Annotated in this window: 24 protein-coding genes and 1 pseudogene; 20 read left to right on the top strand and 5 right to left on the bottom strand. The window is 50.5% G+C overall.

The genetic code is table 11. The features are described from left to right. The first annotated feature begins 11 nt into the window (after window positions 1–11). From IEY46_RS19705 to IEY46_RS19615, 18 genes are all read left to right on the top strand, one after another. Window positions 12–557: a GrpB family protein gene (locus tag IEY46_RS19705; protein WP_188994208.1), complete on the top strand. Its 546-nt coding sequence runs from the start codon at window positions 12–14 to the stop codon at window positions 555–557. Window positions 558–841: 284 nt separating this feature from the next. Next, entirely contained in the window at window positions 842–1516 is a 675-nt protein-coding gene (locus tag IEY46_RS19695) for an HD domain-containing protein (RefSeq protein WP_188994204.1), read from the top strand. A gap of 47 nt (window positions 1517–1563) precedes the next feature. After that, a complete protein-coding gene (locus IEY46_RS19690; RefSeq protein ID WP_188994202.1) occupies window positions 1564–2061 on the top strand; it encodes a DUF6933 domain-containing protein in 498 nt (165 codons plus the stop codon). A gap of 35 nt (window positions 2062–2096) precedes the next feature. Then, window positions 2097–2660: an AAA family ATPase gene (locus IEY46_RS19685; protein WP_188994200.1), complete on the top strand. Its 564-nt coding sequence runs from the start codon at window positions 2097–2099 to the stop codon at window positions 2658–2660. Window positions 2661–2957: 297 nt separating this feature from the next. Continuing rightward, the gene (locus tag IEY46_RS19680) at window positions 2958–3812 is read left to right on the top strand and encodes a class II fructose-bisphosphate aldolase (RefSeq protein WP_188994199.1); all 855 of its coding nucleotides are present in this window, start codon (window positions 2958–2960) and stop codon (window positions 3810–3812) included. Window positions 3813–3856: 44 nt separating this feature from the next. Then, window positions 3857–5164 carry an ABC transporter substrate-binding protein gene (locus tag IEY46_RS19675; RefSeq protein WP_188994197.1) on the top strand — a complete coding sequence of 436 codons (1308 nt, stop codon included), beginning with the start codon at window positions 3857–3859 and terminating at the stop codon, window positions 5162–5164. Further along, on the top strand, window positions 5142–6029 hold the full coding sequence (locus IEY46_RS19670) for a carbohydrate ABC transporter permease (RefSeq protein ID WP_188994195.1): 888 nt from the start codon (window positions 5142–5144) through the stop codon (window positions 6027–6029). Before IEY46_RS19675 ends, IEY46_RS19670 begins: the two co-directional genes overlap by 23 nt. After that, the gene (locus tag IEY46_RS19665) at window positions 6030–6860 is read left to right on the top strand and encodes a carbohydrate ABC transporter permease (RefSeq protein ID WP_188994194.1); all 831 of its coding nucleotides are present in this window, start codon (window positions 6030–6032) and stop codon (window positions 6858–6860) included. A gap of 9 nt (window positions 6861–6869) precedes the next feature. Then, window positions 6870–7775 carry a carbohydrate kinase family protein gene (locus tag IEY46_RS19660; protein ID WP_188994192.1) on the top strand — a complete coding sequence of 302 codons (906 nt, stop codon included), beginning with the start codon at window positions 6870–6872 and terminating at the stop codon, window positions 7773–7775. A gap of 17 nt (window positions 7776–7792) precedes the next feature. Beyond that, complete coding sequence (locus tag IEY46_RS19655) at window positions 7793–9004, top strand: ROK family transcriptional regulator (RefSeq protein WP_188994190.1); 1212 nt, start codon at window positions 7793–7795, stop codon at window positions 9002–9004. A 7-nt stretch (window positions 9005–9011) separates the two neighbouring features. Next, on the top strand, window positions 9012–10118 hold the full coding sequence (locus IEY46_RS19650) for a M24 family metallopeptidase (protein WP_188994188.1): 1107 nt from the start codon (window positions 9012–9014) through the stop codon (window positions 10116–10118). A gap of 21 nt (window positions 10119–10139) precedes the next feature. After that, window positions 10140–11465 carry a hypothetical protein gene (locus IEY46_RS19645; RefSeq protein ID WP_188994187.1) on the top strand — a complete coding sequence of 442 codons (1326 nt, stop codon included), beginning with the start codon at window positions 10140–10142 and terminating at the stop codon, window positions 11463–11465. Window positions 11466–11483: 18 nt separating this feature from the next. Beyond that, entirely contained in the window at window positions 11484–13700 is a 2217-nt protein-coding gene (locus IEY46_RS19640) for a glycoside hydrolase family 31 protein (RefSeq protein ID WP_188994185.1), read from the top strand. A gap of 2 nt (window positions 13701–13702) precedes the next feature. After that, window positions 13703–14863 (top strand): mandelate racemase/muconate lactonizing enzyme family protein, encoded by a 1161-nt coding sequence (locus tag IEY46_RS19635; protein ID WP_188994183.1) that lies wholly within the window; start codon window positions 13703–13705, stop codon window positions 14861–14863. Continuing rightward, a complete protein-coding gene (locus tag IEY46_RS19630; RefSeq protein ID WP_308422821.1) occupies window positions 14848–15774 on the top strand; it encodes a DMT family transporter in 927 nt (308 codons plus the stop codon). Before IEY46_RS19635 ends, IEY46_RS19630 begins: the two co-directional genes overlap by 16 nt. Continuing rightward, window positions 15771–17195 (top strand): aldehyde dehydrogenase family protein, encoded by a 1425-nt coding sequence (locus IEY46_RS19625; RefSeq protein ID WP_188994180.1) that lies wholly within the window; start codon window positions 15771–15773, stop codon window positions 17193–17195. Before IEY46_RS19630 ends, IEY46_RS19625 begins: the two co-directional genes overlap by 4 nt. Then, complete coding sequence (locus IEY46_RS19620) at window positions 17192–18334, top strand: glycerate kinase family protein (protein WP_188994178.1); 1143 nt, start codon at window positions 17192–17194, stop codon at window positions 18332–18334. Before IEY46_RS19625 ends, IEY46_RS19620 begins: the two co-directional genes overlap by 4 nt. 340 nt (window positions 18335–18674) lie before the next feature. Next, the gene (locus IEY46_RS19615; protein ID WP_188994176.1) at window positions 18675–19973 is read left to right on the top strand and encodes a DEAD/DEAH box helicase; all 1299 of its coding nucleotides are present in this window, start codon (window positions 18675–18677) and stop codon (window positions 19971–19973) included. A 72-nt stretch (window positions 19974–20045) separates the two neighbouring features. On the opposite strand, the gene IEY46_RS19610 is transcribed toward IEY46_RS19615, so the two are convergent. Further along, on the bottom strand, window positions 20046–20585 hold the full coding sequence (locus IEY46_RS19610) for a P-loop nucleotide/nucleoside kinase family protein (protein ID WP_188994174.1): 540 nt from the start codon (window positions 20583–20585) through the stop codon (window positions 20046–20048). Between the two features lie 183 nt (window positions 20586–20768). Between IEY46_RS19610 and IEY46_RS19605 the strand changes: the two genes are divergently transcribed. Next, window positions 20769–22241: an alpha-amylase gene (locus IEY46_RS19605; RefSeq protein ID WP_188994172.1), complete on the top strand. Its 1473-nt coding sequence runs from the start codon at window positions 20769–20771 to the stop codon at window positions 22239–22241. Window positions 22242–22402: 161 nt separating this feature from the next. Here the strand turns inward: IEY46_RS19605 and IEY46_RS19600 are convergent, their stop codons facing one another. Then, window positions 22403–22795 carry a winged helix-turn-helix transcriptional regulator gene (locus tag IEY46_RS19600; RefSeq protein WP_188994170.1) on the bottom strand — a complete coding sequence of 131 codons (393 nt, stop codon included), beginning with the start codon at window positions 22793–22795 and terminating at the stop codon, window positions 22403–22405. A gap of 164 nt (window positions 22796–22959) precedes the next feature. On the opposite strand from IEY46_RS19600, the gene IEY46_RS19595 reads away from it, so the two are divergent. Then, window positions 22960–23727, top strand: coding sequence for a dioxygenase family protein (locus tag IEY46_RS19595; RefSeq protein WP_188994168.1), 768 nt, complete (start codon window positions 22960–22962; stop codon window positions 23725–23727). Window positions 23728–24179: 452 nt separating this feature from the next. Here IEY46_RS19595 and IEY46_RS36790 read toward each other — a convergent pair. From IEY46_RS36790 to IEY46_RS19575, 3 genes and pseudogenes are all read right to left on the bottom strand, one after another. After that, window positions 24180–24902: pseudogene (locus IEY46_RS36790) on the bottom strand (ExeA family protein). An 80-nt stretch (window positions 24903–24982) separates the two neighbouring features. Beyond that, the gene (locus IEY46_RS19580) at window positions 24983–25150 is read right to left on the bottom strand and encodes a transposase (protein ID WP_188994166.1); all 168 of its coding nucleotides are present in this window, start codon (window positions 25148–25150) and stop codon (window positions 24983–24985) included. Window positions 25151–25320: 170 nt separating this feature from the next. Next, the gene (locus tag IEY46_RS19575) at window positions 25321–25776 is read right to left on the bottom strand and encodes a MarR family transcriptional regulator (protein WP_188994165.1); all 456 of its coding nucleotides are present in this window, start codon (window positions 25774–25776) and stop codon (window positions 25321–25323) included. Between the last annotated feature and the right edge of the window lie 92 nt (window positions 25777–25868).

The following is a 25868-nucleotide window of genomic DNA, read 5'->3' as shown; positions in this document are numbered from 1 at the left end:
GGGAGGCAGGTATGTCTGATGAAATATTGATTCATGAATATCAGGATGAATGGCCGCTTTTGTTCCATGAGGTTGGTCTGAAATTAAGAAAATCATTAGGAGAAGCTGCATCCAGAATCGATCATATTGGATCTACTTCCGTTCCCGGTCTACATGCAAAACCAATCATAGATATTCAGATATCGGTTCGGCGGCTCGAACGTATGGAGGAATATAAAGCTGGCATCGAAAGAGCCGGGTTTCTCCACCGTCCGGAGAATCCGGATCTGACAAAAAGATACTTTAGGGAGTTGCCTGGTCATAGAAGGACGCATATTCATGTGAGGGAAGAGGGAAGCTGGTCCCAGCAATTTGCTTTGCTGTTTAGAGATTATTTGCGCTGCCACCCGGATGATTGCAAGATCTATGCAGATGATAAATATGAGCTGGCCCGCACGTTTCGCCATCAAAGAGAAGCCTATGTGAACGCCAAGGAGCCCATGATCTGGACCATTATGAACAAAGCAACCCGGTGGAGTCAACAGACCGGATGGAGACCGGGTGTAAGTGATCATTAGGAGGGGATATGATGAGTCCTAACGTCAGCGTGACACGGGAAGATGTCAGAAAATTGAATAAAGGGTATTACTCCTTGAAGGACAAGAAAAATAAACGTTTACCATATTCCGCAGATGCAATATCTGATTTCTTCAGGAGTTGGCGAGCGTGATATTTATCGGATGTATGATTACAATGAAATCTGGACAATCGGACGTTTTATCAACCGGGTAAAATACTACACCAAAAGGGAACTGGGAAAGAATTTTAGCAGAATGCCCATTGAAGTGGAATGGGGCAGACAATGACATGTGAATTTGAGCAGAAGGGAAGCCGGATTATGGACACAAGAGAAATTATCGCTGCTGCGGAACAATTCACAAAGCAGGAGCTGGAGTTCGATCCAAGCGGGCACGACTGGTGGCATGTTCATCGTGTCCGAAAGCTGGCTCTGGAATTGGCGGCAGTCGAGAAGGCCGACGTATTTGTATGTGAATTGGCCTCCCTATTGCATGATGTTGCGGATGAGAAGCTGAATGAAACCAAAGAAGCAGGATTACATAAAGTGCGCAACTGGCTTACGGAACATCAGGTGGACCACGAAACCGTAAATGAAGTCATGACCATCATTTCAACCATGTCTTATAACGGTGGACATAACCCGCCGATGGATACGCTTGAAGGCAAAATTGTTCAAGACGCCGACCGTTTGGATGCTCTGGGAGCTATAGGGATAGCCCGAACCTTCCAATACTCGGGGTGGAAAGGCCAAACCATCCATCACCCGGAACGGGATTTCAGCAATCTCGCTTACAGGTCGGATGAAAAAACGGCCATCTATCATTTCTATGAAAAGCTGCTGGAACTTAAGGACAGATTAAATACAACGCATGCCAAACATTTGGCCATTGATAGGCATGAATTTATGGAGCAATTTTTAGAGCAGTTTTATAAGGAATGGGACCTGAAGGATGCTTAATTAGCATAGAGGTTTTAACGGCGAAGGTTCGAAAGGAGAAATAATAAATGATAACAATATCGTGTACAAAAAAGCTGTTTGAACTCAGCTCGTGGGAAGAAGTGCAGGATACGGAAACAAATGACGAGTTATTTAAATGGCACGCTAATGTTTTCCGCATGGCCAAAAGGAATAACCTGATCATTATGAATAATCGAACAAGATATTGTTTTATTTTATTTGGAATAAAGAAGGAACATTTAAAGAAGTTTAATTCGCTATTCATTGAAGCATTAACAGAGAATTTAAGAGCTGATGGATTTCCGGAATCAAAGATTAGCGAGTATCTATTTGAAGCCAATAAAATAGAATTTGTTAAAACCTATAATCGCAGTGTCTTGGGATCCATGACAGATATGGTTAAGATAACTGAATTTTTATTAGAAGATTATTGGCCCATTCAAGAAATGAATATTATCGATCTTAACAAATATCACAATCAGGTACCTTTAGTAAAACTGAAAAGCTATCCGTATAAATTAATGAAAGAAGCACTTGGAACCTGACACAATACTTTAAATCAACAAACATGGAGGTTTATATGATTAACCGGATCCATATTTTTGGCGCATCTGGTTCAGGAGCAACGACACTTGGCAAAGAACTGGCTGGTCATCTGCCGCATGTGAATGTTGATGGGGATGATTATTTTTGGATAGAGAAATTTAACCAAATGAGACAACCGCAAGAAAGAGTGAAACTGTTGCAAGCTGACCTTGCGCCTTATAAACAATGGATTCTATCAGGCGCAGTGTGCGGCTGGGGAGATGAGTTAAAGCCCTTGTTTGACTTCGTTATTTTCCTCTATGTTCCACAGGATATCAGACTGCAAAGACTGCGCGAGAGGGAATATGCGAGATATGGGGAAGAAATAATGCCCGGAGGCCAGAAGTACGAGCAGTCCAAAGCATTCTTAGAGTGGGCGGCATTATATGATAAAGCGGGGCTGGAGGTAAGAAGCAGAACCTTACATGAGCAATGGATTGCGGGTTTAGCCTGTCCCGTTCTTCGGATTGAGGGGGACCAAACGGTTAATGAGCGCGTGCAAATGATTCTACTTGCTCTCGCTGAGCTTGAGCGTACCAAGGAGGCAGCGCAAGATTAGCTTGTTACGTGAGCTGTCAAAGTCGTATATCTAAGCTGACAGCATGATCCCCAGATGCTCAATACCCATTATTTATCCTAGCGAATCATGCCTGTGAATTTAGGGTTTACAGGGACCATATACCCATGCTATACTGAAAGCGTTATCAGATAAACTCTTTATTACATCAAGTAATTAAGTTTGAAGAGAGGGGTTAAATATTCAAATGATTTAGTTGAAAGACATCTACTATGGGGGAATTTTTTTTAACTACTTAGTTACATACAATAAGAAAGTAAGTTGATTGGAGGTTTCGCAGTGCCGTTAGTCACAAGCAAAGAAGTTCTGTCGAAAGCAAGGGAACAGGGTTATGCGGTTGGAGCTTTCAATGTATTTAACCTGGAAAGCGTGAAGGCAGTTATCGCAGCAGCGGAGAAAGAGAATGCTCCCGTTATGATTCAGGTCTGGAGCGGTCTGGACACTTATGTCGGCCTTGACGTGCTGGGTGCCATTGTCCAATGTGAGGCGAAGAAAGCGAAGGTTCCGGTTGTGCTCCACCTGGATCATGGTATGAGTCCCGAGCATGCCGCGATTGGAATCAGGAATGGCTTCACGTCCGTCATGATCGACGGGTCATCGCTGCCGCTCGAAGACAATATCGCCATCACCCGGGATGTTGTCAGAATCGCGCATGCCGTCGGACTTCCGGTTGAAGGGGAAATCGGTCATGTGGGAGGAGAAGAAGGCGGCGATAACGCGGATGTGGACGACATGATTGAAACAAGCATCGAAGATGCTGTCGAATTCTACCAGCGTTCAGGTGTGGATAGCCTGGCGGTCTCGATCGGAACTTCTCACGGCAAATATAATCATGAACCGCGGCTGAATATCGCTTTGCTTAGCGAAATTGCAAAACAGATTCCGATTCCCCTTGTGCTTCACGGCTCCTCTTACACGCCTGAAGACATGATCAGAGAAGCAATCGGTCAGGGAATTGCCAAGATTAACGTCGCCACCGAGATGAGCGATGCGATCATCGAGAGAACTACACAGGCCATTCAGCAGGGGCTGCAAGCCAAGTATGTGAATGATCTAACCTATGGCGCTTACGCGTTAATGACGGAGAAGATCATTCATAAGATGAGGCTGTTCGGCTCTTCCGGTAAAGCCTAGTTCATGCAATGCCAAGTAGCTTGTCAATATGCGGAGGTGCTCAGATGAGAAAGTTAGTTTCCGGTTTATTGATTCTTGCAATGATGATTATGATAGCGGCTTGCGGTTCTAACACCAAGAATAACGAAACAGTCAGCGCGAATACGACGCCGAAGGAAAGCACTGGTTCGGATACACCTGCCAAGCAAGAGGAACTTACAGTCTGGGTTTATGATTATCTGGTTAATGACAATAACAGCCCGTTGATCAAAGCCAAAGAGAAGTTTGAACAGGAAAATCCTGCAATCAAGATTACGTTTCAACCAACCGTTTATGGCACGACGAGCTACCGCGATAAATTTATTACCCAAACCGTAGGCGGCAAGGGACCTGATGTGATTTTGTCGGATGTGGTTTGGGTTCCGCAGCTGGCGTCAATGAAATCCATTCTTCCGTTGGGTGACAAGGCCAAAGCGCTGCAGGATCAATTTTACGAGGGTCCAATGAAAGCGGCTACGTACAAAAATGAGATATATGGCCTGCCTTGGGAAGCAAGCCCAATGGCTATCTATTACAACAAGACAGCGTTCAAGGAAGCCGGACTGGATCCGGAGAATCCGCCCAAGACATGGGATGAAATGCATGCTGCTGCAAAAGCGCTGACCGGAAAAGGCAAATACGGTTTTGCTTATATGGGGGGCTGGGGAGGCTCTTTCGACTGGCTGCCGTTCTTCTGGCAAGCGGGCGGGGAACTGTTCGACGAGTCGGGCAAAGATGCGCTCTTCAACAGCGAAGCGGGCCTTGCAAGCGCGAATTATTTGTTTGGCATGGTCAAAGAAAAGTTGACCCCTCCGGCAGCCCTTACATGGAAAACCTGGGACGAACTGAACTCGGCGTTCGGCGCTGGATTGACGGCCATGTACCAGTCTGGACCGTGGAGCTTGCAGGAATTGAAATCCAACAATCTTGGATTCGAATGGGGCGTGTTCCCTTCTCCGGCCGGCAAGCAGCAAGCGACCGTGCTGGGTGGAACAGACTGGGTAATCGGGAAGAATACGCAGGCTGCGGAAGCATCTTATAAATGGATTGAGTTCATCACGAACAAAGAAAACATGAACGTGCTGTCCGACATCAATCGGGTCTCGGCACGCAAAGACAACAACGAACAAACGATTTTCAGCGATCCGGCCATGAAAGTGTTTATCGAATCAATCGCTTTTGCCAAGGCCCGTCCAGACTTGACTGCATGGAGCGATATCGATTATAACGTGCTGCAGCCTTCATTGATGAAGATCGTAATGAGCAACGAAGATATCAAAAAGACACTTGATGAGGCAGTGAAACAAGCCAATGAGATACTCACAAAAAATTGAGCGGCATCTGGGCAAAATTCTCGTAGCACCCGCACTTATTGGATTATCTTTCGTCGTTGTTTATCCGCTCATTACGAACATTTTAATGGGCTTCCAAGACATGAACATGACCCAGCCTGATTCGTCAGGATGGGTCGGGTTTGATAATTACCGCCAACTGTTCGCTGATCCGATCTTCCGCAAAGCGATCTCGAATACGTTGATCTGGACGGTTCTCGGCGTCATTCTTCAACTGATGGTTGCCGTACCGCTGTCCTTATTGCTAAATATCGAGTTCAAGGGGATGGGATTCTATCGGGGGGCGCTCCTGATCCCGTGGGTCATGCCTTCCGTGGTCGCAGCCTTCACATGGGTATGGATGTATGACGGGAGCTTCGGAATTATCAACTATTTCTTGATGGAGCTGAACTTCATATCCGAGCCTGTCATCTGGTTGGGTAATCCCGATACCGCATTATACGCGGTGCTGGCAGAGCAGGTCTGGAAGGGGTTCCCTTTCCCGATGATTATGCTGCTTGCCGCCCTGCAGGCAATTCCCAAGGATATCTATGAAGCGGCGAATGTGGATGGCGCGACAGCCCTGCAGAAAATTTTCCGGATCACGATCCCGCAAATTTTGCCTTCGCTGGCATTGTGCACCGTATTCATCACGATCTGGACGTTCAACAGCTTTGAGAATATCTGGTTGATGACCGAGGGCGGCCCGCTTAACTCCAGCGAGACATTGACTACCTACGTCTACCGCGTAGCATTCCAAAGCTTTGATCTGGGCGTGGCCTCAAGCAGCGCATTAGTCATGTTCGCTCTACTGTCCGTTGTCATTATCCTTTACGCCAGATATATTTCCAAACAGGAGGCGGGATAGATGCATAACCGGACGCTGCGGAAGAACATCCTGATGAATTTGCTTATGTGTATTATCGTTGTGATAGCGATCTTCCCATTCCTGTGGATGCTGTTCACCTCCCTGAAGGAAAAGGGAGCAACGATGACGATCCCGCCTACTATATTGCCTCCCAAAATCTCCTGGGAAGGTTACAAGCAGGTGCTGGATACGAATTTTTTGAGCTATTTTTTCAACAGCTTCTATATCGCTGCGGTAACGACGGTCGGAGCGCTGATTCTGGGAGTCATGGCGGGCATCGGTTTCTCGAGGTATCAATTCAAGGGAAGCAAGGGGTTTAAGATCGGCATATTGGTGACGCAGTTGTTTCCCCTTATTCTGCTGGTGCCGCCCTATTATTTGCTCATGAGCAAAATTGGACTGCTTGATTCCCACGTTTCACTGATGATTACTTACTGTGCTCTGACGCTGCCATTCTGCGTATGGATGCTGACGACCTATTTCTCTACCGTTCCCATCGATATGGAGGAGTCTGCGATGATTGACGGCTGCTCCAAGCTTGGCGCCTATATCCGGATCACTATTCCGATGGCGGCACCGGGAATCGCGGCGACGGCGATATTCGCTTTTGTACTTGCCTGGAACGAGTTCGTATTCGCCAATACCTTCATCGATACACCGGGCCTTCGTACGCTTCCGATCGGTCTGCGGACATTCATGGGACAATATTCCACGCAGTGGAACGTACTGATGGCAGCTTCCGTCATGACGACGCTTCCGGTCGTACTTATGTTCATCTTTCTGCAAAAATATTTTATCCGAGGCATGACATCGGGTTCGGTTAAAGGATAGGTGGCGGATATGGGAACTTATTATGATATCATCGGAGTCGGTGTCCCCTACCTGGATATGGTCGTGCAAATCGGCAGCATGCCGTCCCTGAATCAATCTGCTCCGATAACCGGCTTTCAATTCGCAGGAGGCGGCAAAGTGCCGACTGCTCTGGTAGCGGCATCGCGGCTGGGCAAATCCACAGCACTTGTGGCTGGACTCTCGAATGATTATTTCGGCGAGATGATCCGCCGCGACCTGGAGAAGGAAGGAATAACGCTCCAAGCCGCTGCGGAATCTGAGAGCTCGGCGATATCGGTCGTCTTGTCGGACGAGGCGACACGGAGCCGGACCATTCTCTACAGTGAGGGCGAGGTTGCCCATACGGACTTGTTCGAAACGGACGATGCGATTGACGGGCGGCTGCTGCACATCAGTGCATCGGGACCTGTAGAGAGAAACGCCATTCGCTGGGCGAAGCGAAAGTCGCTGCCGATAATGCTGGACGCCGATTATTACGATCCCGCTTTTGAGGAAATGGCCAAGGACATCACGCTGTTCATCGGCTCTGAGCACTATTTCAGCTCTTGGGCACCCGAGATGGAACTGGTTGATAAGCTGCGGCGGATTCAAAGTGCCGGTCCTCAAATAGTTATTGCAACCTTGGGCGAGAAGGGCTGCATGCTGCTCGATCGGGGCAAACTGCATGCGATACCGGCTTTCGCCGTTGAAGCGGTGGACACGACAGGAGCTGGCGATGTTTTTCACGGGGCTTATGCGGCTGCTTATCTGGATGACGGGGATGCATACCGCAGCGCAGTTTTTGCGAGTGCTGTCAGTGCAATGAAGTGCCGGCAGCCTGGAGGACGCGCAGGAATCCCGTCAATAGAGGAAGTCAAGCGGTTTTTGGAGAATGATTACAGAAGCCACAAATGAAAAGAAGGTTAACCAAAATGAGAAAGCTGACTTTACAACATAGCGATTTAAGCAAAGTGAACCGGGCGACGGTTCTTAACTTAATAAGAATGAACAACCAAATTTCCCGGGCTGACATTGTCAAAAAAACGAAGCTGGCAGGCCCGTCTGTATCGCGGATCGTGCAGGATTTGATCAACGAGGGACTTGTGGGAGAGAAGGGCGTAGGGGAGTCGATCGGCGGGCGCAAGCCGATTCTGCTCACTTTTCGGCCGGATGGCAGAATGGTCATGGGGATGGATATCCGCCCGCATCTTATTCATGGCATTATCTGCAACCTGGACGGGGATGTGGTATGCGAGGGGGATTACCCGATACATGCCAGGATGAGTCCGCAGGAAGTTATCGACAGCATCATCGAACACGCGGAGGCGCTACTCCGCAAGAGCAAAACGGCCAGACGGGATCTGGCGGGAATCGGGCTGTCCATTCCGGGGCTTGTCGATCATCAGACATTCAAGGTTAGATTTTCGCCGCCGACCGGTTGGCGCAATCTTTCCTTGCAGCAGCCGTTGAGCGATCATTTCGGCGTGCCGGTTATGGTGGACAATACGGTGGAAGTGATGACGCTGGCTGAGAAATACATGGGCAGCGAGGCTTCCCAAATGACCAATAATCTCGTGTTCCTGTATTTCGGAGCTGGAGTCGGAGCAGGCGTAATCAATAATGGGTTATTGTTCAGAGGTTCACGCTATTCAGGCATGGAAGTGGGTCATACAACAATAGACCTTCATGGACCGCAATGCCGATGCGGGAATTACGGCTGCCTCGAGGCGATGACTTCGGAACGGGCGTTTCTTGGCAAAGTGAATGTACATTTGGCCAACTTGAACATCGACCCTGTGCAGACGATCGCTGAAGTGGCTGCATTAATTGAAGAGCGGAAGGTTGATCTACAGCCTGTTTTCCAGGAAATGTCCGTGTATCTGGGTGTTGGGATTGCGAACATGATTAACTTATTCAACCCGGATGTGATCGTACTCGGCGGTTGGCCAAGCGAGCTTGGTCAATACGTTATGGACCAGGCCAAGCAAGTCGGATTAAGCCGCAGTTTGGAAGGGATGAGCGAGGGTGTGGAGCTGCTTGCTTCTTCAATTGGCGAGCGCAGCGTCATACTCGGAGCGGCATCGCTTATTATACAAATGTTTTTTACAGGAGAGCTGGCTTCGATAGTGAGAGAGAGGGTGTAGGCTTAAGATGAGTACACAGACAACTTTGGAAGTTGCACACAAATTGGAGAAATTGCGTTCGTTTATGGCCGAGCAGCATTACGATGTTATTCGTATCCAGACGCCGAACCTGTTTGCCTGGTTGACGGGCGGCGGACGCAATCATATCGACATCACATCCGATTGGACAGGAGCAGCGCTGTTCATTACGCAGTCGAAGGTCGTATGTGTAATGGCCGAGAACGAGAAAGCCCGCGTGTGGGACGAGGAATTGGCCAGCCGGCTGGAATGCGAAATCCGCACCTATCCCTGGTGGGGCTGGGCGGATAATGAAGTGCAGGATCTTTATGAAGGGGCAGCGGTTGCCGGAGATATGGCCTTCCCTCATGTAACTCCGATCTCGGAGGAACTGAGAAGTTTGTTTTATCCGCTGGTTCCGGATGAAGTGGAGAGATATAGACAGCTCGCCCGCGACGTATCGGATGCTTTCTATGAGCTGATGAGTCATATCCGTCAAGGGATGACCGAATTCGAAATCGACGGCCTGCTGTCCGGCTTATTGCGCCGCCAGGGCATTAATCCTAATGTTCTGATGGTGGCTGCCGATGACAGAGCCCCCAAATATATGCATCCCCTGGCAACGGACAACAAATTGGAAGCTTTCGCCGTAATTTCGGTATGCGCCTCGCGCGGCGGTCTGGTTGTGTCCATGACCCGCTCCGTACACATCGGCGAGCCTGACGGCGAGTTGTTGAAAAAACATCGCGATGCCTCTTATATCGCTGCTCAATTGGAAGCCCATACGGTCGATGGGGCGGATCTGGGCGAGCTGTTCCAGTTCTGCCTGAAAACGTATGAGGAGCTCGGCTTAGGAGATGCGTGGAAAAAACATACGATCGGCGGCAAAACAGGCTATCGCACACGTGAATTTTCCGTAGGGCCCTACACGGAAGGAAAGGTAGAGAAAGGGACGGTCTGGGGCTGGAACCCGACGGTGAACGGGACGAAGAGCGAGGATACGGTGTGGGTTGGCGATGACGGCGCAATTCCCCTCCATGAAGATAAACGCTGGCCTCAGCTAAGCTTTGAAATCAATGGAAAAATCATCAGCAAGCCAGGTATTTATATTATCTAATCGAAGGAGAAGAATTCCGCTATGTTGAATATCGGGTTTGTTTCGTTGCGCGCTCAATTCGGTTTTAATCCAGAAGAAGCTGGAAGACTTTACGAAGTAAGTAAATCGATACTTGCCCCTTTGGGCAGGGTTACCTCCTATGAATCTATGATTATGTTGAAAAAAGAAGCCAAAGAAGCGAACGAGCTGCTGAAAACCAGTCAGATCGATCTGTTAGTCATGCAGATTGGAACATTTCCCTCCGGTGAGCTGCTTCCGCTCCTGATCAAGGATTTGGCTGCTCCGGTATTGCTGTGGGCGCTGCCGGAGCCTCCGTTTGACGGAGGTGCGCTTCAATTCAATTCCCTTTGCGGCGTCCATCTGATGGCCAGCCTGCTGAAGAGGGATAATCACAAGTTTGACTATGTTCATCTCAATCCGGAAGGCGACGTAACGAGCCTGACACGTTATATCCGCGCATTCGAGGTGTCTTGCGATCTGAAGAAAATGCGTGTTGGGCTTGTGGGCTCCCATACCCCGGGATTCGATGCGATGGCCGTCGATGCGGTTTCGTTAAAAGCTGTCATCGGTCCGGAAGTCGTTTATATCGGATTGGACGATGTGTTCCAAGGCTCAAATAACGTCCCCCAAGCCCAGAGAGACAAACTGACCGCGGAAATCGGCAGCCAGTTCGACAATGTGAATGAGCTGCCCGGAGAGAAAATCGAGAAATTCGCGAACACTTATGCATCGCTGGAAAGAGAAGCGAAGGCAAAGAACGTGGCTTCCTTATCCGTGCGCTGCTGGCCGGAATTTATCGAAGGACATGGGCAGGCAGCCTGCTGTTCCGTATCGAAGCTGACGGATGACGGGATTGTAACCGGCTGCGAAGGCGACGTGCTGGGAACCATCACCTCTTCCATTATGCGGGAATTTGCCGGCTCGGCTCCATTTCTCGCGGATATCGTGCACGCCGATTATACGACGAATGAAACGACATTATGGCATTGCGGCGCTGCCCCGTTCTCACTGGTGGCACCGGGCGAGAGCGTGCTGCTTGGCGAAGAATTCGGCATAGGCGGATTAAACGTCGAGTTTCCACTGAAATCAGGCGTTGTTACTCTGGCTCGTCTTGGTTATCTCGACGGCAAATACCGCATGCTTGTTACAACGGGTGAAGCGCTGAAGATCGGTCCGATCGTGAAGGGCACTGTAGCACAGGTCAGAACCGACTCCAGCGTTAAGACGTTGATGGATAAGCTCATCTATGATGGCTGGGAGCATCATCTGACGATGATTTACACCGATGTGGCCGCAGAACTGGAACAGCTGTGCAAAATTTTAAATATCGAATGTGTTCGATTGTAGACGAGAGGGGTCTGTTGAATGGGTTTCGAGAGACAGGTTGACTTTCGCTATGCGATACTGGTCGACGGACAGTTGGAGTGGCATGCAGCATTGAAGGCGGAAAGCCTTGCACAGGATGGGGAATCGGATGAACAAATTCGGTATGCCTCTTCCCGTCAGGCAGATTCAATCATCTTGCGCATAACGAGGACTGGCGGGACGGTGACTCGTCTGCAGTGGAAAGTGGATACCCGTGAGAGGGTCGAATGGGTCAGCTGCGAATACGCCGTAAGGGAAAGCGAGCATTTCTACGGCTTTGGCGAAACCTATGGGGAATTGGATCAGCGGGGCAAAGAGATAAAGCTTCGCGTGGAGAACGGCTGCGTTCGGGATTTGAGCTACAAGCCGATTCCGTTTTACCTGTCCTCGGCTGGCTACGGCATTTATATGGAACACAATGAGCTGATCTATGCCCGCATGGCGACGCCGGATATCGGAAGCCGTGTGCAGTTGAAAGTGAACAGCGGTGAATTAAACCTTTACCGGTTTGAGAACGAACAGATCGAGGGAATTATTGATGATTATACGACGGTTGTCGGAAAACCGACCCTGCCTCCCCCATGGTTCTTCGGAGCGTGGAAGTCGCGCGACTGGCGCACGGAGAACCAGGAGACCGTAATGCTCGATTTGCGCAAGCAAAGAGAGCTCGGCATTCCATGCAGCGTGAAGCTGATCGATGCCGCCTGGGAGCAGGAGCTGAATGACTTCCAATTTCACAAGGAGAAATTTCCGAATTTTCAGTCAGTTATGGATGAAGCCAAGGCATTGGAATATCAGGTTGTGATCTGGATTTCCCCTTGGGTGGCGAATTGGACGGAAGTGTATCAAGAATTGGACGCCAAAGGATACTTCCTCAAGACGCCAACCGGCGAAACCTATGTGCATCGCCTGGGCAACAGCCCGAACCTTCTCGGTTCCATGTTCGATTTCACGAATCCGGGAGCCGTTAGCTGGTGGCAGGAGCGGGTTCAAGGGCTCATGGATATCGGTGTAAGAGGCATCAAAACCGACTTTGGCGAGCAGGTACCAGACGATGCGGTATTTTACGACGGCAGCACGGGCAAGACGATGCATAACTATTACCCTGTGCTCTACAACAAAGTTACGCATGATGTCGTTCATCCGTATAACGGTATTCTGCTCGGACGTTCATCCTGGGCGGGTTCGCAAGCGTTCACCGGCATCTGGGCGGGAGATCAAACCGCAGATTTCGCTCCGCGGAGCGGGATGCTGGCGACGATCTTCGCCGGACAGAATATCGGGCTGTGCGGCTTTCCTTATTGGGGAAGCGATATCGGCGGATATTTCGGCACGCCTGACCGCGATTGTTTCATCCGCTGGACGCAGTATGCGGCATTCACGCCCTGTATGGAATTGCACGGGCTGGGTGAACGCGATCCATGGGATATGGATCAACAAGCGCTGGATAACTATGTGGAGTATACGTCATTGCACACTCGTTTGTTCCCTTATCTCTACAGGCTTGCGATCGAGGGGGCTGAGAAAGGCGTTCCGATGATGCGGGCGATGATGCTTCATTATAATGAAGATCCCAATATCCATGAATTATCGTGCATCGCCTTCCAATATATGTTCGGCCGGGACTTGCTTGTCGCACCGGTCTTCTATGAAGGAACTTCCCGTGAAGTGTATTTGCCGGAGGGAGATTGGACCGATTTCTGGACCGGAAAGCGGATGCAAGGCTCCTGGAATGGAAGAATAGATGCTCCTCTGGACCGGACCCCTGTTTTCATTCGGGCGGGTGCCGTCATTCCGGTTCTTCCAAGCGGCGTCAAGACTCTCGGGGGATACGACGATCCGGTGCGCTGGATGGAGACGCTTGGCACCAAACGTTGGGAGTTCATTGTCGCTCCTGGCGAGGGAACCTATGAGCTGGGCGGAGTTACGATTTCCCAGCTTGCAGGAGAGAACGATTCTATTGCTTTTCATATTACGATTTCGGCTGATCAGGGAATCACGCCGGATTGGATCATTCTGAAGCTCCGCCTGCCGTTAGGACAACAGCCTGAGAACATCATCACATGGCTTACAGACTCCAAAGGGGTGGTTGCAATGGAGGAGAAGGATGGGGAGAACTGTTCAGCTTGGGAAACCGGCGTTTGGATTGTTTTGTCCGGAGCGCATCCAATCCATAAATTCCACTTAAATAACAGCGCCTTACGGACGGAGGGTTAAGGTTGAGAATCACAAATGTAATCGCTGATTTGGTGAAATGCCCCTTGCCGGCGCCGTTCTATCCGACCTGGGGAAGCGGGCTTCAGTTCGATTCGGTCAAGATGACGATCGTTCAAATCGAGACCGATGAGGGGATCACGGGAATCGGGGCGGGACCGGCTACAGGCTGGGAGAATGTCGTTGGCATTAACACGTTTTTGAAGCAGCAGCTGCTGAACAAAGATCCGTTCATGATTGAAAGGCTCCGTCCGGCAATCTCCAACGCGAAGCTGCGCATGGGATGGCCATGGATGGTGGAGGCGGCTTTGTGGGATCTCGTCGGCAAAGCTTGCGGCCAGCCGGTTCACCGGTTGTGGGGCGGTTTTGCCAATGAGATTCCGGTATATGCGAGTACAGGCGAATTATGCAGCTTGGAGAAGCGTATCCAGTACGTGCAGAACTGCGTGGATCAGGGCATTCAAGCCGTTAAGCTTCGTATGCATGATCCGCACCCGGAGAATGATCTGGAGACGATCCGCGAAATTCGCCGGATCTTCGGATCCAGGATCAAGCTGATGGTCGACGCCAACCAAGCGGATCATCTGCCCGGCGCGAGCGACATCCATTCCTCCTGGGATTTGCCTGTTGCGTTGAAGGTTGCCCGGGCGCTGGAGAAACTTGATGTCGTTTGGTTGGAGGAGCCGCTTGCGCGTCATAATTATGATGGCCTGGCGGCGCTCGCCCGCAAAGTGGACATTCCCATCGCAGGCGGCGAGAAGAACTCGGGACTGGAGGAGTTCAGAACACTGGCCGAGAGGGATGGTTACCATATCATTCAGGGCGACTGCGTATTCAGTGAAGGGATCTTCCAGCTTCGTAAGGCGGCTGCATTGGCTGAGGCCCATCATAAGCAGTTCATCCCGCACACCTGGTCCAATCCGATCGGTCTGATGACCAATCTGCAGCTCGCAGCATCTCTGCCGAATTGCCCATGGTTCGAGCTTCCTTACGAGCCGCCGGCCTGGAATCTTGATATTTACACCATTATATTCGAAGAGGGTCTGGAGCTGAAGGAAGGGCGTATCGTCGTGCCGGATCGGCCGGGACTTGGCTTCAAGCTGAAGGAAGGTTTCCTGGAACAGAACCGTGTCCCTCACGATCCCCAGCAATGGATGGTCAGATGAGGCGAAGTGGTTGGCTTTGGGTGATTGCAACATTGATCTGTTTTCAGGCTTCCGATATCTCGCTTCGCATCGCCTCGGTCGATACGCATTTTGCAGTCGGAACTGTGCTTCAAGCGTTGCCGCTGATGCTGATTGCGCTCATTGTTGCCGTCAGGAGAAGCTTGCTATCCGGGGACCGCATTGCCGGTCGTTCATGGGGGATTATCGCAGGGTACGGAGTCCTTCAATTTTTCACCGGAAATTTGTTGTTCTATGCGGCGGTGCAGATGGGGGGATTAAGTATTGCATCCCCCTCTGTCCAGAGCCAAGCGATCTGGGCGGTCGTTCTGGGCGGTGTGTTTCTGGGAGAACGAATCAGCCGCATGATGATTTACGGGATTCTCCTCTTCATCGCAGGACTTGTTACGATGGCGGGTTTCAAATCTGCAGGGCTCAGCTTATCAGGGGATTGGATCTGGGCCATCGTCTGTGGAGTTCTTGGAGGGCTGGCATGGGCTGGCGGGTCGGCTTTGCAGCGGACTCAGCTGCGCCGCGGGGTGCCTTTATCCTACATATTGGCTATTGGCTCCGCGGCAGGTATATTGCTGCTTAACTTGATGATCATCCTCTATTACGGCACATCCGCATGGCAGAATACAGATTTAACGGGAGCGGTAAAAGTGCTTGCCGCCGGCTGCTTTAACGGGCTCGCGGTTGCAAGCGTATCGCAGGCGCTTAAGACCATCGAGATTTCCAAGGTCATACCTGTCATATCGCTGAGCATCGTATTTAATACCCTTGTGGGCGGATTGGTGTTCAACGAATATTTGAATGCAGGCTCCATTGTCGGAATGCTGGTCTTATTCCTGGGTGTCATTATTGTGCAAGAACCGAAATTCAGATTCTTAAAGTCAGGGGGAGTCCGTGCATGACAACAACTATTCCCGATTATCCGCTGCTTATCTCGGGCGAGAAAGTGAGCACAGGGCAGCTGCTGCCCGTTCAGGACAAATTCACCGGCGAGCTCTATGCGCATGTTCATCAGGCAAGCAAGGAAGACGTAAGCCGAGCCATTCAGGAAGCGAAGCGGGCGCAGGCCACAGTCCCTTTCGGGATACCGCAGCGATATGAAGTGTTGATGAAAGCGGCGCAAATTATGCGGAGCCGGGCGGAAGAGCTGGCGGATATTATGGTGGCTGAAGCCGGCAAAATCAAGCGGGAGGCCTTGTTTGAAGTGTATTGGTCCGCCGATATTTTCACGGAATCCGCGGAGGAGTCCCGCAGGCTGCATGGCGAGACATTCAGTCTCCCCGTTCCGGGGCTGGATCAGAAAACCTGCTATACACTGAGGCAGCCGGTAGGAGTCGTCGGAGCGATCACGCCATTCAACTTTCCGCTGAATCTGGTTGCCCATAAAGTTGCTCCTGCCTTGGCTGGCGGCAACGCTGTCGTGCTTAAGCCCGCTGAGAAAACGCCTGTGATCGCCTATAAGCTCTGCGAAATTTTGCTGGAGGCCGGATTGCCCGCAGGGTATTTGCAATATCTCGGCGGAGAAGGCGCCACGGTTGGCGAATGGATGATTGCCGATCCGGGGATCGATTACTACAGCTTTACAGGAAGCGTGAAGGTGGGCAAAAGAATCAAAGAAGCGACCGGACTTCGGCGGGTGTCGCTTGAACTGGGCTCGAACTCGGCAACGATCGTTCATTCCGACGCCGATCCGGCAGCTGCGGCGGCCGCCTGCAGTCAAGGGGCTTTCAGCAACGCGGGACAAGTGTGTATTTCTGTGCAGCGGATCTATGTACATGAGACGATTTATGACCGCTTTCTTGCCGAGCTTATTTCCCAGGCTGAACTGCTTAAAGTAGGAGATCCGCGGCAGGAGGATACGGGCATCGGTCCGATGATTGCAGAGAAGGAAGCCATTCGCGTCCAGGAATGGATTGAAGAGGCGGTTCAAGGCGGGGCAGTCGCGCATACGGGGAACAAACGGGAGGGCGCTCACGTATGGCCGACGGTTCTGAGCAACGTGAGTCCGGAAATGAAGGTAGTGAACAGCGAAGTATTCGGTCCGGTCGTCAGCGTCACTCCATACAGTACCCTGGATGAAGCGATCGATCATGTCAACCGTTCCGATTACGGCCTGCAAGCAGGCATTCTGACCAATGACCTGCAGGCTGCCATGCAAGCGAGCCGCCGCATTCGCACCGGAGGCGTCATCGTCGGCGGAACCAGCGCGTTCCGTATCGGATGTATGCCATATGGCGGAGTCAAGAACAGCGGAATCGGTCGGGAAGGGCCGCGTTATGCAATAGAGGAAATGACGGATCTGAAGACGGTCGTTCTCTTATGATGAAGTTCGTGCTCGCGCCGGATTCGTTCAAGGGCTCATTGTCTGCAACCAGGCTTATCAGCCATATGAAGCAGGCAATTCTCCGGGTCATTCCGGAGGCCGACATCGTGGAAATTCCCATTGCCGATGGCGGGGAAGGCTTGCTCGACAGCCTGATGGCTTCGCTCGGCGGTACCCAATATGAACGAATCGTCACAGGGCCCTTAGGGGACCCTGTGTTGGCGCGTTATGTCATTCTTGACGACAGGGTGACGGGCATTATCGAGATGGCTCAAAGCTCCGGCCTGCCGCTCATCCCCGCGGACAAACGGGATCCGCTGGCAGCCACAAGCTTCGGTACAGGCGAGCTCATCGTCGATGCGATGGACCGCGGCTGCCGGAAACTGGTTATTGGCTTGGGCGGCAGCGCGACCAATGATGGCGGCGCCGGGATGTTAAAAGCATTAAATATGAAATTACTGGACTCGCAAGGAAATGAGCTGACCGGTAGCGGCGAGTCCTTGCTAAAGCTTGCGGCTATAGACGCTACAATGATGGATCCCCGCATACTAAAGATGGATATTACTGTCCTGTGCGATGTGAACAATCCGTTATGCGGTCCGGACGGCGCCTCTGCCGTATTCGGGCCGCAAAAAGGCGCAGGTCCCGAAGAAGTCCGCTTGCTGGAGCGGGGACTGAACCGGTTGGCCGATGTTGCGCTCAAGCAATTCGGAGTTTCTTTGCGGGAAATTGAAGGAGGCGGGGCAGCCGGAGGCATGGCGGCAACGCTTGCCGCCATACTGGGCGGCAAGCTCCGCCCGGGCATTGAATGGATAATGGAAGCCTCTTCACTGGAAGAACATCTTAAGGATGCGGATATTCTTCTTACGGGAGAAGGCAGGCTGGATTCCCAGACTTTTGCTGGTAAAGCCGTTTCGGGTCTTGGGCGGCTGTCACGCTCTTACGGTGTTCCGGTTATAGCCCTGTGCGGGAGCATGAACATTGCTCCATCGGATCTGGATGACTTGGGTGTGACGGCGGCGCTATCGATTGTAAACGGTCCCTGTACCTTGGAAGAGGCGATTGCCCAGACGCCGCAGCTGCTGGAAAGGCAGGTAGAGAACCTCTGCCGGATTCTGACGATTCGGAGTCGGGCATAGGGTGCCTAGCCGGCATGGGCATGTTCTGACACTATTAGTGATATTTTGAAATGGATGTTGCTTTAGAGCTAGCGTCCATTTTTTTGTTAGGGGGAGATTGGGGCTGTAGCGCAAATAGACATTGCATCTGTTGTGAGGAAATACCCAATACTGGCGTAACAACGCTCCGGGAAAGCGTAACGGAGCTATTTAATGACGGCAAATTAGTGCAATTTTTAATCTTGAAAATACAGCAAACAAAAATTCTGCTTTTTATTCTACCCTCCTTTGTGTTATCCTTATATGTCATGATCTAATAGTTATGGCGAATAATAGATACAGGTACACTTAAGGAGATAACATGACATTTAATGAATTAAATCTTATACCCCCGATATTGAAGGCTTTGGCCAAAGAAAATTATACAGCGCCGACTCCGATTCAGGAGCAGTCGATTCCGGCGGTGCTCGCCGGCAAGGATCTGCTGGGCTGCGCACAGACCGGAACAGGCAAGACGGCTGCTTTTTCATTGCCCATTATTCAATTATTAAGCGCCAGCGGACAGCAGGGCAGAACCTCCGGGACGCGTAAGATACGTTCCCTGATCTTAACGCCGACGAGGGAGCTTGCGCTGCAGATCGCAGAGAACATCGGAGCCTACAGCCAGTTCACCACCCTGCGCTGCTCGGCGATTGTGGGCGGCGTGTCGCAGAAAGCACAGGAGCGTGCGCTTTATTTTGGCGCGGACATCATTATCGCCACGCCTGGCAGGCTGATCGATCTGATGAACCAGCAGCGCATTAATCTGCAGCATGTGGAAATTCTGGTGCTGGACGAAGCCGACCGCATGCTGGATATGGGTTTTATCCACGATGTGAAGCGGATTATTGCCAAGATGCCAGCCAAGAAACAGACGCTCTTCTTCTCGGCTACCATGCCGCCGGAAATTGCCAAGTTGGTCAAAACCCTGCTCGTAAATCCCGTGAAGGTCGAGATTACACCGGAATCGACAACCGTGGAACGAATCGAGCAGTCCGTTTATTTTCTCGACAAAGCCAACAAACAGAATCAGCTGAATCTGCTGCTGCAGGATAAATCCATCGCATCGGCTCTGGTGTTCACCCGCACCAAGCATGGCGCCGACCGCGTGGTCCGGGAGCTGACCAAAGCGAAGATCTCCGCCCAGGCGATACATGGCAACAAATCGCAGAATTCCCGGCAGGCTGCGCTCGCCAATTTCAAGAGCGGCGCCACACGGGTGCTGGTCGCGACGGATATAGCGGCACGGGGAATTGATATCGACGAGCTATCCCATGTGATCAATTTCAATCTGCCGAATATCCCGGAAACCTACGTTCACCGGATCGGCCGTACAGGCCGTGCAGGTCTGAGCGGAATTGCCATCTCCTTCTGTGAAACGGATGAGATTCCGTACCTGAAGGATATTGAGAAGCTGATCGGCAAGTCGATCCCTGAAGTGAAAGACCATCCTTATCCGATGCAAGGCGTCACGTCGCCGCCCGTTAAGGCGCAGCAAGGTTCCTCCAGGGCGGCGGCAACGGCCCTCCGACCAGCAAGGCCATCCGCCAAGCCTAGAGCTAACCCGGCTCCCAAGCCCCGGTCCGAATGGTTCTCCAAACGGAACAAAGCAGGCCGTTAACTCCAACGTCAAAAAACCATTTCCGCCCGAATAGGCGGAAATGGTTTTTTTTCTGATCATTGGAAGAGCCTCTCACCGGATTTCGCCTTCCGCATGAACCCTCCGTAAAATCTCATCGACCGTCTCGTCCGGTGTATGACCGGAGGAATCGATCCATAAGCCAATCCTCGGGGTGTCGGCTTGCAGGACCTGCTGAAGCGCGGAGACTGTAATCCCGCCATAGCCGGTCTTATGGCGGGCCGCATCACGGGCGGCGACAGCCTCGGCATTTGGATCCAGCACAACGAGATAAAGGGGCCGATGGTTCAAATACAGGAGCATATCGTTCAGGACAGGCCCGATAATAACATCCTGGAGGACAACATTAAATCCGGCCTCATAATATTCTTCCGCTACTGTGGCTGCAAGTCTGTACCGCAGCTGCAGCTGCCCCAGTGCCTCGGGAGACGGCTCGGAGGACATATCTTCCCTGCCGCTAACGATCATCCGGCGGAACAGATCGCCCCGCACATGAACGCTTTTGTCCAGGCGCTCTGCGAGAAGCTGGGCAATGGTGGATTTTCCTGCCGCCATGACGCCGGTTATGATGTATATCGCTTTTTTCTCAGCCATCAAGTGAACACCTCCTAGAATAAGATTACCATATTCAGACGCCTCCGGTAACAGCGGGATCTGCGTTTTGTCACATTCTTTTTCTGAATTGATATATCGTAGTAAGCACCTTTGTTTGGAGGAAATTAGCCCTGGGTATAATCTCTTATAATAGAACTTTTGAATGAGGGAGCCGAGCCGTTTATGGAAAGAAATCATACGATGATGCAGTTTTTCGAGTGGCATGTCGAGTCTGACGGCAAGCATTGGGACCGGCTCAAGGAACTTGCTCCGAAGCTGAAGCAGAGGGGAATCGATTCTGTCTGGATCCCTCCTGTAACTAAAGGAACATCGGTGAATGATACGGGTTATGCAGTCTATGATTTGTATGACCTGGGCGAATTTGACCAGAAGGGAACGGTCCGAACCAAATATGGCACGAAGCAGGAGCTGCTGGAGGCAATTGCGGTTTGCAAAGAAAACGGCATCGCCGTCTATCTGGATCTGGTCATGAACCATAAAGCAGGTGCAGACGAAAAGGAGGTCTTCCAGGTAATCGAGGTTGATCCCCAGGACCGGACGAAGGAGATCTCCAAACCCTTTGACATTGAAGGGTGGACGAAATTCACTTTTCCAGGCCGCGGGGAGAAGTATTCATCTTTCAAATGGAATTTCGAGCATTTTAACGGAACGGACTTTGACGCCAAATCGAACCGGTCCGGCATCTTCCGAATTACCGGAGAGAACAAGGTTTGGAATAACAATGTCGACGATGCATTTGGAAATTATGATTATTTGATGTTCGCCAATATTGACTATAATCATCAGGCGGTCAAGGATGAGATGATTTCCTGGGGCAAATGGCTCGCCAATGAGCTGAAATGCAGTGGCTACCGGCTGGATGCGATTAAGCATATTGATCATCATTTTGTGAGGGAATTCGTCGAGCAGGTCAAGAAGGAGCACGGGGAGTCTTTTTTTGTGGTTGGTGAGTTCTGGAACTCCGACAAGGGAGCCTGTCAGGAGTTTCTGGGAGAGGTGAACCACGTGCTCTCCTTGTTTGATGTCTGTCTGCATTATAAGCTGTACGAAGCTTCGCAGACCAAAGGCGGATTTGATTTGACCAAAATATTCGAGAACACTCTGGTAGCCACGAATCCCCGGAATGCGGTAACTTTCGTGGATAATCATGATTCCCAGCCTAACGAGGCGCTGGAATCGTGGGTGGGGGACTGGTTTAAACAAATTGCTTATTCCCTTGTCTTGCTGCGGCAGGACGGTTACCCCTGCGTGTTTTACGGTGATTATTTCAAGATCGGCGGCGATGAAACGATTGAAGGGAAGAAGGAAGCAATCGACCCTCTCTTGTATGCCCGCTATCATAAAGCGTACGGAGAGCAGAAGGATTACTTCGACGATCCTCATGTAATCGGTTGGGTGAGGCTCGGCGTAGATGAGTTCAAAGGCTCGGGCTGTGCCGTCGTAATTTCCAATACCGCGAAAGCATCCAAGCGCATGTTTGTCGGCGAACGCCGGACCGGCGAAGTATGGGTAGATTTGACCAACACGAGGGAAGACCATATAACCATCGGCGAGGATGGTTATGCGCAATTTCCGGTCAATGGGGAAAGTGTATCGGTATGGGGCCTGCCTGAGCTGCCGGTTGAACCAAAATAAACCAAACAGCAATTTCCCGCAGCGCTTCTGGACAAAAGGTTCAGGAGCCCTCTTCATTAATGAAGCTGTTCATAAATCTATCATAAAAAGCAAAAGCAGCGGATTTCTTCACCTGGAAGAAGTCCGCTGCTTGTTTGTGAAAAACGGGGCATTTGCCGGCTTTATTGGTGCTCCGTCTCGCCCTCTCTACAGCATATAGGGGAAGCTTCCTTGCAAGCTTCGACCGTATCTATGTCGTCCGGAAGCTCCACCCATTGGGTTGCCCATTCTCCTATTTCTTTAAAAAGCGGAGCCAGGGCGTAACCTTTGTCCGTTAATGAATATTCGATTCTTACAGGAGTTTCGGGATAAACATCCCGCCGAATGATGCCTTCCGCTTCAAGCTCCTTCAACCGGTCAGAGAGGACCTTGCCGCTCAAATTCGTTACCGCGTTCTCAAGGCCGACAAATCGGTGGGGACCGGAAAGCAGCTTGTAGACGATTAAAGCCATCCATCGTTTGCTTAACAGCTCAATAGCCTTTTCGAACCGTTGGCAAGAATTATGCTGATCCATCTTCATCACCTCATTATCTATCATTATACTCCCGAAGCCGAAATTAGACAAACTAACTATTTTAGATTTAAAAACTTGACGAAATATAGTTATATAAATATACTTAATAACATAAAGTAAGTGAAAATGACAAATTCAAATGAGTCTATTGGAGGGCTGCTGCAATGATACCGTCCTTATTTATTAACCACGGGTCGCCGCTCATGGCTTTGCAGGAATCGGATTATACCCGTTTTCTCCAGGATACGGGCAAAAGATTCGCCCCCAAGGCGATCGTCTTGTTTAGCGCGCATTGGGAAGAGCGGGTAACGACCATCTCGTTCGCGGAAGGTCCGCTGACGACCATCTATGATTTCGGCGGATTTCCCGATGAGTTGTACCGCCTGACTTACCCGGCGCACGGAGACCCCGTACTGGCCGGGAGGATCGAGCAGCTATACCGCGAGCGCGGTCTGGAGACCAGAAGGGACAATAAGCGCGGACTTGATCACGGCGCATGGATCATGCTGCGTTATATGTACCCTGCGGCCAATATCCCGGTAGTGACGATTTCCGTCAATCCTTTTCAGACGGCAGCTGAACAGTACCATATCGGTGAAGCGTTGGCGGGACTGGGGGAAGAGGATATTCTCATTATTGGCAGCGGTACGACGGTCCATAATTTTCATTATCTTAAATTCGGCCAAACGCATCCCGAGCCTTGGGCGGAGCAGTTTGACGACTGGCTGATCGATACAATCCGGCAGCGCGATCTGGCATCGCTGTTCCAGTATACGGAGCTTGCGCCTTACGCTTCGAGGGCAGTTCCAAGAGCCGAGCATTTTGTACCTTTGCTCCAGGCCATGGGAAGCTCCAGCAGCATGGAAGAGCCTTTATTGCTGTACCGCGGCTATGAATTTGGCACCTTCAGTTATACATGCTTTGAATTTTGATCATCTGGTCAATCGACGCTCGGGCCTTGCCAGTCTGGATGTCGAAGTGAGGAAAGGCGATCATAGTGGAAGTGACATAGGACTCCATCCTCCCGGATGGGTCTTTTTTGGCAGATCAGGATGGATTGCCCGCCCCTCGAATTGGCAATGAAGTACGCAATTAAGGGAGAAATTCTGGAGGAACTATCGCGAGATGATAGCGGGAAGCGAAGGGCAAAATGCTCACTTAAAGTCCAAGACAAGACGTTGATTGTCGAACTTACCGAGAAGGATAAGAAGGAGTGCTACTCGAAATCCAAGCAATTTGTCTTTAGCGTTGAATTAAAGCAGGGGCAGCGTGTCCGCAGCCAGTCACCTTGTCGGATGTGGCCAGTGGCATTGTCGTAACAACTCGGGTATGGTCACTCGTACTGCCACTGACCAACAGTATCCAGCCGAGATGAGTGTCGGAATTACATCTCGTTCATTGCTCGGTGGACATGCCCTTCACCAAAAATCCTGTTTTCACGAACGAATGCATCTAATAGAGATTGGCTGCACAGGGTATTAATTTTTCTAGGTACACCATGACCAAATTGGTGAATCGCAACCAACGCTTCCTCTGAGAATATCTCCTGCACAGACCCAGATACCCTGACTTGATGCTGGATGTAAGCCCTCGTCTCTTCTTCTGAGAACCCTTGGAACTGGTATCTGGTTTGGATCCGCTGATCAATGGCGTCCAAATACCTCGCCTTAAGTTGGTTGCGCAAGCTAGGCTGACCGATCAGGATTAAGGCCAGCGGTGACATGGAATCCTCTTTGAAATTCAGTAAAAACCGAATCTCCTGCATCATTGTTTCCGAAAGGCGATGTGCCTCATCTAGTACGATGACCGTTGTTTACTTGTCTTGTTCATACAGGTCTAGCAAGCACGTCTGGTATTGTCTTTTAAGCACGGTCCGACGCGATGCCCCATTCATGCCTAACCTCTCGAGCACTTCTCGGTAGAACAGCTTGGGAGTAAGCGCTGAATCACAAATGTATTCGTAATGCGTAAGTGAAGATTCAAGCTGTTTGGCAAATGCGCGCACCATGGTCGTCTTCCCCATCCCGGCTTCTCCGGTTAACATACAAGCTTGGCGCTCCTGTACGGCATATTCTATATAAGTTGAATTAAAGAATTTCCATGACATGGTCGGACTCCATCCGGATACAGAGTCGGTCAATGACGATCTGAGGCTGCAGCATCACCGCATTCATGAAAGAAGAGACGTTATTGCGAATCTCGATTACCGCGTGGTAGAAGACATTGTTCACTACATCGGACAATATTCAGCTGTGGACTATACGACGGTAGAAAGACGAAGGGAAACCGCTTGTTCTCATCCAGAAACGGTTTCAGCAACTTGGCATGATGAATGCGGGCGTTGTCGAGCACCATCGTAAACGAGGGATATCCAAGGCAGAAGCCGTTATTTCCTCACAATACCTGTTGATTGAGTGATTCTGCGCGGGTTATTAAGTCGAGAAATCGCCTAATTTTGAAAAATAAGTATTAGACTGCCCCCATGATTAACAAAGCGTTAAGGCGGAGCGTCTTTTTTCTGGAGATCATTTAATCATTTTTTCTGTAAAATCCTTTAACAAGCAATTACATTGTCTTATAAAATCGAGTACCTTCTGAAGTTCCTTATCATTATAGCTCGATAACATTTGATTCAGTTGTTGACCGAATGAATGGAAGAGAGGCAAAATATCCTTTTCCGCCTTTTCCCGATCGACGGAAATCAATACCGACCTTTTGTCTGTCGGATCTTTGACTCTGAAAACATATCCCACTTTCTCCAGCCTGTCTAATACACCCGTGATCGCCCCCGTTGTTAACCCGGTTAAATTGGAAAGACGACCGGCAGTAATGGGTTGATTGTTCAATATGACATCTAAACATTTGTGATCCGTCGCATTTAATCCCAGTTTTGTACCGATCGCTTGGTGAAACATGATCGTCACCGTACTGTTATTTCGTAATTCTTCCGCAAGGGTGTCTATGATTTGATTTCTTGACATACAGGTCATCCTCCGTTAATATTATCTTATCTCATGAGATAAATTAATTACAAATCTTATTATACCAATTAATCGATTGACAATCAAACGTA

Source organism: Paenibacillus nasutitermitis (assembly GCF_014641075.1).
Lineage (GTDB): Bacteria > Bacillota > Bacilli > Paenibacillales > Paenibacillaceae > Paenibacillus_Z > Paenibacillus_Z nasutitermitis.
This window is presented reverse-complemented; position numbering and strand designations above follow the sequence as displayed.